4 protein-coding genes are annotated in these 14,017 nt (G+C 44.1%); 3 read left to right on the top strand and 1 reads right to left on the bottom strand.

What is annotated here, in order from left to right; genetic code table 11:
* The first annotated feature begins 83 nt into the window (after nt 1-83).
* Genes DUT71_RS14680 through DUT71_RS14670 form a run of 3 tightly spaced genes read left to right on the top strand, consistent with a single transcriptional unit; the run spans nt 84 to nt 12,723 of the window.
* Nucleotides 84-9,653 (top strand): Ig-like domain-containing protein, encoded by a 9,570-nt coding sequence (locus tag DUT71_RS14680; RefSeq protein ID WP_113663302.1) that lies wholly within the window; start codon nt 84-86, stop codon nt 9,651-9,653.
* Between the two features lie 44 nt (nt 9,654-9,697).
* Nucleotides 9,698-10,693, top strand: a complete 996-nt coding sequence (locus DUT71_RS14675; RefSeq protein ID WP_113663301.1) for a PorP/SprF family type IX secretion system membrane protein — start codon at nt 9,698-9,700, stop codon at nt 10,691-10,693.
* An 11-nt stretch (nt 10,694-10,704) separates the two neighbouring features.
* A complete protein-coding gene (locus tag DUT71_RS14670; RefSeq protein ID WP_113663300.1) occupies nt 10,705-12,723 on the top strand; it encodes an OmpA family protein in 2,019 nt (672 codons plus the stop codon).
* Nucleotides 12,724-13,439: 716 nt separating this feature from the next.
* Here DUT71_RS14670 and DUT71_RS14660 read toward each other — a convergent pair.
* Entirely contained in the window at nt 13,440-13,985 is a 546-nt protein-coding gene (locus DUT71_RS14660; RefSeq protein WP_162796060.1) for a M15 family metallopeptidase domain-containing protein, read from the bottom strand.
* Nucleotides 13,986-14,017 lie beyond the last annotated feature (32 nt).

The following is a 14,017-nucleotide window of genomic DNA, read 5'->3' as shown; positions in this document are numbered from 1 at the left end:
GTAGATGAATAAAATGAACAGCCAAAAACGGGATATGCTTAATTAATATTGTTGTGAATTAACATTATCAAATCCCCAGGCTTATGGAAGTAACCTCTACTCAGTCAGCAAGAAGGGCTCAATGGTTGGTCTTTTTCTTGCACTTCTACCTAATAACGCTTTTGGCTAGCTCATCGTATGCACAAACTAAAATTTTTGCCGCTTCTGCAACGGTCATGTCTAGCCAGGTTGACGGCAAGGACAATGCCACACGAGACGACAACGACTATGCTTCGGTAAAATCTTATGGCGGCGCATTATTAGGTATTGGCAGGTACAGTGGTGAGCTGCAATTGAATTTTGCACAAAATGTTCCTGCTAACCGAACCACTTTTATCCGAATAGGCTATGATCAAACCTTATTGAACGCATTGCTTGGAGGTAATTTGGGTTCCAGTTTAGCCAGTGTTTTGGGAAATGTTTTGCTGGGCGATCATTTTTTTACCGTAGGCGCCAGAAATGCAAATGGAGACAATGTACTTACGGGGTCCAGCAACGCTGCCTTTGCCACTACAAATATCAAATTGGTGCGTGATGCACAAGGGAATTATTATTTGGCGGTTACCCCAACGGTAGAATACCGTAGCGTGTTCATTAAGGATGTTACCAATACACTTTTACTCAGTACACCTAATGAAATCAGGGTGTACAACGCTTTCTATGTCTCGGGTACGGGTAATTGCGATCCACCTTTCGCTACCGACTACGAAGGTACCGGGGCAACCTTAAGCTTACTTAGTTTGGGTGCTGCAGGAGTAACCAATATCGAATATGCCATCGACGGAAATCCTGTAACTTCATCCAACATCAGTTTAGGGCTTATTGCCGCGGCAGGTACCATTAGTCAAAATATTTATTTCAATTCTCCATCAAGGGTAGGTGATGAACTTAACATTAGGTTAAGCGTATCACAAGCACTAGCCAACGTAGGTTTACTGGGAAATATCACCGTTGAAGCCTATAATGGCAATACATTGGTTTATACCCGAACAGGAGTGGCCGGCCTACTCAATTTGGATTTACTTGGCCTGTTAAATAGTGGGCAGCCTGTTACCATTCCTTTTTCGCCTAATGTATCTTTCGACAGGGTTAAAATTACACTGTCGGCGCTCTTAAATATTTCTTTAACGCAATCTTTAAATATCCACGAAGTAACCCGTTCGGCACCAAGGCCAACGTTTACTGCCCCATTATCTAATAGTTTAAACGCCTGTTACAATACCACTGCTACTTTGGGAGCTACTACTGCCGCTACCAACGAGTTGTTATGGTACGAAGCTTTGGAAGGTGGTAGTCCTTTAGCAACCACACCTTACAATGGAACTTATACTACGCCGCAACTTACCGCAAATAAAACTTATTATGTAGCTGCTAGGCAAATAGGCTGTGCAGCTGAATCGGTAAGAGTACCTGTAACGGTAACGGTAAACCCTCAAATTACTTTTGCGGCAACCACGTTTGCCAATGCAACGGTTGGTTCAGCTTATAGCAAACAGCTCACTGCCGCTACTGGTGGTACACCAAGTTACACCTATGCACTGGCTGCCGGAAGTACGTTGCCCCCCGGATTGACTTTAAGCGCTGCCGGATTGCTGGGTGGAGTACCTACCCAAGCCGGCACATACAATTTTTCCATCACCGTAACGGATAGCAAGGGGTGTAGCTTAACTGCTGCCCAAACGCTCGTGGTAACTGCCACTTTAACGCTCACAGCTGCAACCTTGCCTGATGGTACGGTAGGTGTAGGATACCCAACACAAGTTATTCCACCTGCTGCAGGAGGTAGTACACCATATACTTATACGGCGGTTAATCTTCCTCCAGGACTTGGTTTTAACCCAACTACACGAGAAATTACCGGAACACCCACGGTAGCAGGACCCTATGTAGTAACCGTAAATGTTAGTGATGCCGATGGTAACACTGCAAGTATGAATTACACCATCAATGTCAAAAATGCACTGGTTTTGCCAAACGCTTCTTTGGCCGATGGTACTGTAGGTATTGCTTATCCAACGCAGTTGATTCCTGCTGCAACAGGCGGCACCCCTGGCTATACTTATATCGCAACTAATTTGCCTCCTGGCTTAAGCTTTAACCCTGCAACACTTGAAATTACAGGTACGCCAACTACTACGGGAACCTTTACAGTTAACGTACAGGTAACTGATGCCGCTGGCGTAACCGCTAATAACAATTACACGGTTAGGGTAGTAGCGCCATTGGCCATTGCAGGCAAAACATTAGCAGACGGCACCGTAGGCGTTGTTTATGCTACCGAAATTTTGCCGGCAGCCACGGGTGGCGTAGGTCCATATACTTATGTAGCTACCAATGTGCCAGCCGGATTGTCTTTCAATCCAACTACTAGGGCATTAACTGGAACACCCACGGGTGCAGGTAATTTTACCATTACCTTAACGGTAACTGATGCAGAGGGTAGGCAAGTATCAAATACTTATGCTTTGAAAGTAAATGGCGCTTTAACGCTAGCTACAGCAACTTTGCCCGACGGAACGGTAGGTGCAGTATATCCAGTGCAAACTTTGCCGGCAGTAAGTGGCGGTACAGGTCCATACGTATATGAAGCACTAAATTTACCTGCTGGGTTAAGTTTTAACACCACCACAAGGGAGTTAACAGGTACCCCAACCACAGGTGGTAGTTATACTTTTGCAGTTAAAGTAACTGATGCCGCTTCCAATACGGTAACTACTAACTATCAAATTAAGGTAAATGTAGGCGCCCCAGTGGTGGCGGCAGTTACGGTTTGTAGCGGTACAACCGCAACCCTTACGGTAACCAATACACAGGCCGGAGTAACCTACAACTGGTATGGTGCAAGTGGTAGTACGCCATTGGCAACAGGCAATAATGGCAACTTTACTACAGGCAATATTGCGGCAAACACCATTTTTTATGTAGAAGCGGTGTCTGGCACTGCGGTGAGTGCACGTACCGCCGTAAATGTAACCGCCAACCCCGCACCAAATCCAGCGGTAATTTTAACCAATAACCAAACAATTAACGCTAACCAAAGCACTACAGTTAGGGCTTCGGCCGATGCCGGCAATACCATCAACTGGTATTCGCAGCCTACCGGTGGCACAGTTTTGGGAACTGGTACAGATTTTACCACCCCTAGCTTAACGGTAACCACTACTTACTATGCAGAGAGCGTAAGTGCACAAGGATGCGCCAGTACGGTAAGAATGCCAGTGGTAGTTAACGTAATTACGGGTGGCGTTGGTGCAGATTGTAATGCTGCAAATGCACAAGTGAGCGGTACTACTGGCTTATTATGTGCGCTTTGTAATGTAGCTAACCCAGGTGCTTCGGTAGATGCCGATAAAAACAACTTTACCCGTATTACTTTATCCGTTGGGGTAGGTGCTACCGGTTTCCAAAGGTTAATTTTCCCATCCACTGGAGGATTGGCCACTGATAGTATCCGTTTAGATTTAGCCACGCCAACCGGCTTGCTGGATTTGTCGGTTTTAGGTGGCATTACGGTGAATGTCATGAAAAATAACGCTGTAGTGAGAACACTTCAGCTGAACTCCTCATTAGTTTATCTACAATTATTGGGAGGTAATAGATTTGAGGCTACATTTGCGGCAGGAGCTGACTTTGATAGAGTAGAGGTTCGTTTTCAAGCAGTTGTTGCCGCTCTTAGTAGCCTCGATATTTATGGTGCACAAATTGTGTATCCTAGTCCAACAATTACAGGTAATGGTCAAACCATTTGCTATAATACCAATGCCACCATTAGTGCAGTGGCAAATGGCAATACACAAATTGCTTGGTTTGCTAACGCCACTGGCGGAACCGCCTTTGCTACTACATCTTCTTATACCACGCCAAATCTTACGGCTTCAACTACTTATTATATTGAAGTTTCAAGAAACGGATGCGCAAATACAGCCCGCATACCAGTAGTGGTAAATGTAGTACCATTGCTTGATGTGCCTACTTTTGCCGCACCAACCCTTACGGCTTGCGAAGGCTCGCCTGTTACCTTGGCCGTAGAAAATCCTAATCCGGCAGTTACCTATAGGTGGTATGAAGTTTCTACTGGAGGAACAGTAGTTCATACCGGGGCAACTTATACACTTTCAAATGTAACTGCAACTAAAAACTATTATGTAGAGGCTTACCAACAAGGATGTACCAGCTCAGGCAGAGGATCTGTTCAGGTAGTGGTAAATCCTCGCCCAATCCTGCCTCAAGTACAAGCTTCAGTTTCAACCATTAATGCTGGTCAAACTGTAGTGATTACCGCAAGCTCAAGCGAAACTGATGTGACCTTTAACTGGTTTACTTCGCCTACAGCTGCAACTCCTATTCACGCAGGAGCAACTTATGTAACCCCACCACTAAATACAACGACCTCTTATTATGTGGAAGCCAGATCGAATACCACTGGCTGCGTTTCGCCATCAAGGGTGATGATTACCATTACCGTAAATACAGGAGCTCCAAATCCAACCCCATGTGTTTCGCCAGTTAGCGAAGAAAATGGAGTGGTTGGCGTAGCGCTACTTGCTGGGGTTTCGAACCCTGGTTTGGCTGTAGACAATGATACGCAAACGGCCTCTACATTGTCATTACCAGTAGGTGCTTTGGGTGCCTATGTTTATCAACGTTTAAATTTTCAAGGTGAAAGTATTGTAGGTGACACGCTTAGGGTATTGATTAGCTCACCAGGCCGCTTGCTTTCCCTGAACCTGTTAGGTTCTGTACAGCTATCTACCTTAAGAAACGGAACTTCAAACAATGACCTCATCAATCTAAATAACTCGCTCATTAATTTAGAACTGTTAAGCGGCGGCTCTCAGGCGCTATTAACCTTTGTTCCAACACAGATTTTCAACCAAGTAGAGATACGCCTCAATGGCGGTGTAGTTGGTGCGTTGAACTCCATTAATGTAAACTACGCTCAACATGTGGTAACGGTTCCAACAGTAACCAGTGCAAATGTTGTGGCTTGTAGCGGCCAACCAGTAACATTGAGCGTTCAGGACAAAGGTTTAACTTACACTTGGTACAACGAAGGTGGGGCAGTGGTAGGAACTGGTGCAACGATTACCACACCGGCAATTACAGCAGCAACCAAGTTTTACGTTACCGCATCTGCCAACGCATGCGAAAGCTTAAGGGCATTGGTAAATGTAACCTTGGCCCCAATACCCGATGACCCCGAATTGTTGGCCAATAATGTAACTACTTGTACTGGCGGTAGTGTTGTGCTACAAGTGAAAAACCCGGTAGCTGGCCTTACTTATAAATGGTATGACAGCTCAAACACCTATCTTGCTGATGGAACTACTTACACCGTAAACAATGTAACCGGATTAACCACCTACACGGTAAGAGCGGAAAATAGCTGTGGAACACTATCTGCTCCAACTGGCGTACAGGTAAATGCAGGAACTTTAGATGCACCAATTGTGGGCACACCTAACGTAACCATCAGAGCAAATTCAAGAGCATTGCTGTCGGCAACTTCTAGTACACCTAACGCAATCATCAATTGGTATGCTAACATGGCAGATGTTTTGCCTTTGGCCGCTAATAGTCCATCTTATTTAACGCCTACGCTATCGGTTGGAACTTACACCTACTATGTAGAGGCAGAGGTTTTGGGAGGATGTAAATCACTTAGAATTCCGGTAACTGTTACCGTAACTGCCGACGGGAATAGTCCGGTACCGTGTACATCGGCAACGCTAGATCTCGATGCCGGTGTGTCGGGTATAGCCTTGCTTGCAGGTGTATTTAACAGGGGATTAGCCGTTGATAATAATGCAGAAAGTGGATCATCATTGGTGATGCCTGTAGGTGCGGTAGGTTCATACGTTTATCATAGAGTTGGTTTCACTTCTCTATCTCATGTGGGCGACACCGTAAGGGTCCGTATCACTTCACCGGGCAAATTATTGTCGTTGGCTGTAATTCCATCCATCAGTGTGTTAACCTATAATGGCAACACGAGTAACAACGATGTAATGGAGGCCAACAACCCCTTGATTAATTTAGCGCTGCTGAGCGATGGTAGCGCCGCTACGTTAAGTTTTGTGCCAACACAGGCATTTAATGGTGTAGAGCTTCGTTTAAATTCTGGTTTAGTGAGCGCTTTCACCTCGGTAGATCTTAATTATGTTCAAAGGGTAGGTGTGGCACCTCAGGTAGAGGCAGCTACCGCAAACGCCTGTGAAGGTGGTTCAGCTTTACTAAGTGTTAAAAATCCAGTGTCGGGCATTACCTACAAATGGTACTTGGGTAATACTTATCTTGCTGATGGAAATACTTATGCTACACCAATAGCTTTAACTGCGGGCACTTACGTTTATAATGTTAGGGCGGTAGCAGATGGTTGCGAGAGTGTTGGCACTCCGGTTCAGGTAACCATATTACCAACGCCAGCACCTCCAACACCATTGGCTGGTAACCCCACCGAGGTATGCTTTGGAACTGCTGCAACTTTAAGTGTAAATCAAATTGCTGGGGTAACTTATAACTGGTATGCAAATGGAGTTGCGGTAGCGTTGAACAGCGCTACATACACTACTCCGGCAAACCTAACGGTGGGTACCCACACTTTCTTGGTAGAAGCCGTGAATGCAAATTCTTGTGCTAACGGAAATCGTACTCCAATTGTTATAGAAGTTAAAAGAAGGCCTTTGGCATCAGATATTCAAGTATCTGGTAATCCAAATGTTTGTGCCTCTACTACAGCAACCTTAACAGCAAGTAGTACTACAGTGGCTAATCCCACTTTCAAATGGTACTCAGATGCTGCATTGACCGTGCTTGAATGGACTGGGCCAACATTTACTACGCCAACGCTTACCGCAAGCACCACTTATTATGTTACCGTATATGGCGATAATAATAATTGTGAAAACGGTGTTTTAGATGCGAAGCCTGTAACCATCAATATCAATCCACCAGCTACCAATACTGATTTGATGTTGTCTCCATCAACGGAGCGCTGTGGTTCAGGCAATGTTACGCTTACGGCCAGTAGCAGCACGGTAACTAATCCTATATTTACGTGGTATACCGATTCAAACTTAGCCACTCCCGTATTTACAGGACCAAGTTATAGCCCTAACTTAACCTCAACACAAACTTATTATGTAACGGTAAAAGGAGATAACAGATGTGAAAGTCCAGCATCGCAGGCAAAAAGCGTTACGGTAATTGTTAAACCAATTGCAGTAGCTGCAGATGTAACCGTAACTGGAAATAACACAGTTTGTATCAATAACGGTACTTCCCTTACCGCAACAAGCTCAACGGTAAACAATCCAATCTTTACCTGGTATGATGATGCCGCTTTAACCAATGTGGTTTTTATCGGAAATACCTTGGTAACCGGTAATTTAACGGCCAACAAAACCTATTATGTAACTGTAAAAGGCGATAACAGATGTGAAAATCAGGCTGGTGATGTACGTTCGGTAACCGTAACCGTAAACTCAAGACCTACTGCTGCAGATCTAACCGTGTCGTCAACTACAGAGCGCTGTGGCCCTGGAAGCGTAACTTTAACGGCTAGTTCTGCAACGATTACTAATCCAGTATTTACCTGGTACAGCGATGCTAATTTAACTACCCTGGCAGGCACAGGTGCAAGTTTCAGTACACCGATTTTGGCTGCCAGTCAAACCTATTATGTAACGGTAAGGGGAGATGGTAAATGCGAAAGTTTACCAGCTGATGCCAAAGCCGTAAGTGTAGTGGTTAAGCCATACGCTACCGCTGCTGATCTATCGGTTTCAATACCGGCAGAAATATGCGGTTCAGGTAATGTCACCCTTACGGCAAGCAGCACAACGGTAACTAATCCGATATTTACCTGGTATGAAAACTCAAATCTAACTACGGTTGCCCATGTTGGAGCTACATTTGCCACAGGTACACTTAATGCTACCAAAACCTATTATGTAACCGTAAAAGGAGATAATAGGTGTGAAAGCCCTGCGGCTGATGCACGTACCGTAACCGTGGTGGTTAAACCAAGAGCGGTGGCATCTGATGTGACCCTTACCGGAAATATTAATGTTTGCGAAAATAGTACAACAACACTTACTGCCACCAGTACTACAGTAACTAATCCGGTGTTCACTTGGTATGAAAACGCTTCACTAACTACGGTAGCCCATATTGGCCCAATATTTATCACGCCTCAGCTAAGCGCTAACAAAACTTATTATGTAACTGTAAAAGGAGATAATAAGTGCGAAAACAATGCTTCAAGTGTGGCTAGTATCAGCATTGTTGTTACCGCTGCTCCTTTGGCGCCGGTGGTAGATGTTGCTGGCACCAGTATTTGTAATAACAGTAGCACCACACTTACGGTAACCAATCCTCAAGCTGGCGTTATTTACGAGTGGTACAACAACTCGGTGGCAGGTACTTTGTTGCACACCGGAACAACTTATACTACGGGGACATTAAATGCAACAACCGACTACTACGTACAGGCGGTAGGTACTGTGGGTTGCACTAATGCGTCGGCAAGGGTAAAAGTAACCGTAACGGTAACGAATAGGCCAACTACACCAACCGTTGTTTCTGCCAACGTTACAACATGCGGCGGAACGGCAACTTTATCTGTAAGTAATCCAGTAACTGGCGTAACCTACACTTGGTACACCTTGCCAGTGGGAGGCACTTCGGTAGGCTCGGGTGCTATGTTTACCACGCCGGCCTTACTGGCTAATGCCGTGTATTACGTAGAAGCAAGCGTGGGTAGCTGTACTTCAACGGCTAGGGCCCAGGTAAATGTACAGGTAGGTTCTGCACCAAATGCGCCGGCAAATGTTACTGCTGCTAACGGCCAAATTTGCGCTGGAGCCACTACGGCGTTAACGGTAAATAACCCCGATGCTGCCGTAACCTATAAATGGTACACTACACCTAATGGCGGTACCTCACTGTATGAGGGGATCAATTATACCACCGCTGCGCTAACGACTACCACTACTTACTACGTGGAGGCCGTGAGTATTGCAGGTGGATGCGTGAGCGGTACCAGAACCCCGGTAGTGGTAAATGTATTGCCAATCATGGCAACACCGGTGGTAACCGTTGGAACTATTACCACCAACAGTATCCAGTTTAATTGGAATGCCATAGCGGGCGCTACCGGCTATGAAATATCAATAGACGGAGGAAATACTTGGACTGCCGTAACCACCAATACCTATACCGTGATGGGCTTAACACAAGGACAAACGGTAACCATTACCGTTAGGGCTAAGGCCGCATCCGCTTGTCAAACTAGCGCCAACGCCAATGCGGTAACGGCCACTACCAATGATCCGTTTAAAGATGAGCTTTACATCCCCAACACCTTTACCCCTAACAACGACGGTAAGAATGATTATTTCCTAGCTTATGGCAACCATATTGGCAAGTTCAGGATGCGTGTTTACAATCAATGGGGAGAGTTTGTTTTCGAATCACAAAACATTTTACAAGGATGGGATGGTACCTACCGGGGTAGAGCACAGCCAACAGGTGTTTACGTTTATTATATAGATGTAACCTTCAATAGCGGTGCAAGTAAAACCTTTAAAGGAACAATTACACTACTAAGATAAACGCCCATATTAAACTACATGGTTTTATTTAAACAATGGCACCAATGAAAATGAAAAAACTAATAGTTGCAGTAATGGGCATGTTAGCGGTTATTGCAAATAATACATACGCACAGATCGATCCACATTTTTCTCAATATTATGCAAACCCATTGTGGTTAAACCCGGGCTTAACCGGTGTAACCGATGGCGCATACCGTGCAAATATTAATGCTAAACAGCAATGGAGCAATTTAAACGATGGATATTTAACCGTAGGGGCGTCTTTTGATGCCGCCCCTACCAAAAACCTCGCCTTTGGTGGTATGGTCATTAACCAAAGAGCCGGATCAGTAAATTATAACCAATTGAATGCTTTGGCATCGGCTTCATACCGTATCCGTTTTGGCCAGGCAGGCGATAAAATTGTAAATTTCGGATTGCAGGCGGGTATTATTAATAAAAGCATTGATATATCTCGTATTACTTTGGGTAGCCAATACAACCCAACCGTAGGCTATGATGCCGGATTAGGTTTCAACGAAAATTTCGAGGCCCAAAATTTTACCGCACCTGATATCAATGCTGGCGTAATGTTTTTTGATGCCGCTGACTATAAAAGGATCAATGTTTTTGGAGGAGTTTCGGTTTCGCACCTTAATAGGCCCAAGGATAAATTTGTAGGCGGCAACGCAAAAATACCCATGCGCTACACCGCTCACGGTGGGGCAAGGCTAAGGATCAACCAGTTGTTTGATATTACCCCTAACGCCTTGTTCCTCCGACAAGGCAATGCTCAACAGGTGGCCGTTGGAGCCTATGCACAAATGATGCTGAATACCCAAACGGATTTGTTATTTGGCTCCAATTATAGGGTAGACGACGCCGCAATTGCTTTTTTGGGCTTCCATATCAAAAGCATGGTTTTTGGCGTAAGCTACGACTTTAATACTTCGGCACTAAATAGGGCAACAGGCAGCAAGGGAGGTTTGGAGCTTTCTATCTCCTTCAGCAGCAGAAAAGGTATAGTAGGCCCCAATTTCTTTTGTCCCCGACTTTAAAAAATTAAACGATGAAACTTCTAAAAATATTAACCGTTTTTTTGTGTTTGGCTAGCGTAACCAAAGCACAAATGGGTTCAGGTAGTAAGCGCATTGCTGATGTTTATTTCTTGAACAAAGAATATTATGCTGCGGCAGAGTACTATAAACGAATGCTTCAAATATCACCAGATAGTGCTGGTTTTGTAGTGCCTTTTGGCTTTGAACAAAAAATAAAGGAAGCTAGCCCCAGAAAAGACGATTACGAATATGCAGTTTACCAGCTTGCAACTTCCTTAAGATTGTACAAAAACTTTAGGGATGCTGAAAAATGGTATGCGGTTTCCAATAAGTTTAACAATCCAAAATATGCACAAAGCGAATTTTGGTACGCAGAATGTTTGCGGGCCAACCTAAAATACGACGATGCCATTAAAGCCTTTGAAAATTTCATTTCCCGTTACAAGGCTAATGATGACTTATTGTCGAAGGCGAGGCTGGAAATAGCTTCCTGCAAATATGCTTTGGCCGAAATGAAGTATCCGCGATTGTTAAGGGTAAACCGGTTGATGAACAACATTAACCAGGCTGGCTCAAATTATGCTCCAACCATCAGCAATAATGCTGAATTTATTTTTACCTCCTCCAGACCTATAGGTAGCGAAGGTAAAAATCAGATATTGGAGGGAAGTACCTCAAATGTAAAAGTGTACAAAAAACAAACCCCGTACGTAAATACCATTTATGCGGTAGATGGCGAAAATCCAGCAGGCCAAAAGGTAAGTATCCAAAAAATCAATATTGACCTTAAAAAAATGGAAACTGCTGCGGCAACCATTCATCCAAATGGCCAAATGATGTTTTTGACCGCTTGGGCGGCGAATAAGGAAAATGATAAGCGTAACATCTATATCAGTAAAAAAGAAGGTGATACCTGGAGCTCCCCAGTATCCATGGTTGGTGAAATCAATGTAAATGGTTACAATTCGATGCAACCTTCGGTAAGTAGAGACGGGAAATACCTGATTTTCTCGTCTGATAGGCCAGGGGGCATGGGAGGTTATGATTTGTGGTATGCTATTTTAAGGCCTGATGGGTCTGTGGGCAATGCCATTAACATGGGAAGCAAAATCAATACCAGCGAAGACGAACAAGCGGCCTATTATATGCCTGCCAACAAAACATTATTGTTCAGTAGCAATGGCAAAATTGGGTTGGGAGGTTTTGATTTTTACGAAGCTGTGGGTGATTTTACGGATTGGTCTGAGCCGGTTAACCTCGGATATCCATTTAATTCGGCCAAGGATGATATCTATTTTACCGCATTGGACGAAGAAGGCAGGGAGGGCTACATCAGCTCCGACAGAGAATCAGTTTGTTGTTTGGAAGTATTTCATGTGGTACGCGAATATTTGAATGTACGAGGCACCATCATCGATTGCGTTACTCAAAAACCGCTTGCAGGCGCTATAGTTACCGTTACCGGAAACGAAATTTCAGAGCAGGTTTCGCAAACGGATCATAACGGAAACTATCATTTTCAGGTTGGAAGCAACAGGGATTTGAAAATAAATGTAATGCGAGACAAGTACTTTGCAAAAAACATCAGCTACAATTATGCACAGCTGGTACAGGTTGATACCTTGTTGAGCTCAGCGCTGTGTTTGGAACCAATGATTATCAACAAGCCTATTGTACTGGAAAATATTTTTTATGAATTTGATAGCGCCGACCTTACCGAACAATCAAAAGTTACGTTGGATACATTGTATCAAATCATGGTCGACAATCCAAATATTGAAATTGAACTGAGCGCACATACAGATAATATCGGTACTGAGCCGTATAACTTGAATTTATCAGATAGAAGGGCAAAATCATGTGTGGATTATTTGATAAGCAAGGGGATTACTGCTGATCGAATGACCTCAAAAGGCTATGGCTTTAGCAAGCCAGTGGCACCAAATAAACTAGCCGATGGAAAAGATAATCCAGAAGGTAGGGCCTTAAACCGCAGGACCGAATTTAAGGTCACGAAACAGAAAAATTAAGTTGGTTAAATAAATTAAATGCGGAGCGGTGAACGGAAGTTTATCGCTCTTTTTTATGGCATGATGTTAGGCTTATGAAGTTGCCAAAACTTCGTAGAAATTCCATTTCGGTTTAAAAGGTGTGCTTGTAGCTTCGTTGTTTTAAACGCTATAGGCAGGGTGAACCGGGATTTTTTTGGCGCAAAAGATGGGGCCCGGCTCGTTTAATGCGCAGCAATTGCTGGCCGAACCCATATTTTTTATGCAGGGGAATGCAAGGCTTGGTGTTATAACCCGGTTAACCAAAATGCTACGCCAAGGAAATAGTGGTACTTTTTTCTGAAAATCAGTTGCACTACGGCTATCTGCCGAAAGCCCTTCTTTTCCGCTATAGTCCAGGGCGCGTAAACTTGCCCTGGAGCTGCCGCTCCAATAAGGTTTAGCCAGCAATATCCCTGCTACTTGGGGCAGCAGCCCAAAACCTGCGAGCTTGGTTAAATAAACCTGATTGGAACGGGCACGAGCGCAGCGAGTAAAGTGTAAAGCAGGACTATCGGGACCTAAGCATTACTGCATTTGCTTTTCAAGATTTTAAACGCGTTAGATAGTTTTTTTTTAAAGGCCCGGTAACAAGTTTTCCTATCGCTAAACGGCATAAAAAAGAAAGCCCCGAAGACATCCGGGGCTTAGGTTTGTTCACATCGCATGAACCAAACTGATTGAGAGCTAATTCAGTATTAATTATTTTCGGCCGAGGCAAGTAAACTTACATTGGCTTGTTTTCTTCTATAAAGTTCATTCATCATATCTCTATCATTTAGGCCTTTTGCCCAATGGGGTTTTAATTCAAAATATCTTAAGTGCCTTAGAGACTGGTGTTTGCTTGCCCAGGTAAAGCCAAGAGACTCGCCTAATTTGCCAACCTTGTCGTAAAGTACTTCGTGGTCAAGGTATTTAAGCTGTCCAAGGGCCGAGCACTCGTATATGCCCACGCCAAAAGCTAGCCCAAAGTTGTGGTAGGAAAGGCTCAGTGAATCCTTTGTGGTTTCATAGGCGGCAATGAAATCGAAGGCTAGGTCGTTCATCAGGCTTTTGCGGATCACTGTTGATCTGCTCAGGATCTTGATAAAGAAACCATGTTCCTGACAAAGCGTAATAAGTTTGTTTACAAGTGGTATAATCTCTTCGGAGATATTGTATGAATCGCCTTGATGAAAAGAGCTAAAATGTGGATCAACATCCTCTACATCATTGCTCACCTGGTACGAAAAAAATTGGTTCACTTCTTCTCCTTTTTTTTGTTTGAACTTTTGTG

It is taken from the genome of Pedobacter nanyangensis (genome assembly GCF_003313505.1).
Lineage (GTDB): Bacteria > Bacteroidota > Bacteroidia > Sphingobacteriales > Sphingobacteriaceae > Pedobacter > Pedobacter nanyangensis.
Note: the sequence above shows the minus strand (reverse complement) of the source record. Positions and strands in the feature narration are given on the sequence as shown.

Coding starts and splice junctions, on each gene's coding strand:
- DUT71_RS14680 (WP_113663302.1), top strand. CDS start 84: ATGGAAGTAACCTCTACTCAGTCAGCAAGAAGGGCTCAATGGTTGGTC.
- DUT71_RS14675 (WP_113663301.1), top strand. CDS start 9,698: ATGAAAATGAAAAAACTAATAGTTGCAGTAATGGGCATGTTAGCGGTT.
- DUT71_RS14670 (WP_113663300.1), top strand. CDS start 10,705: ATGAAACTTCTAAAAATATTAACCGTTTTTTTGTGTTTGGCTAGCGTA.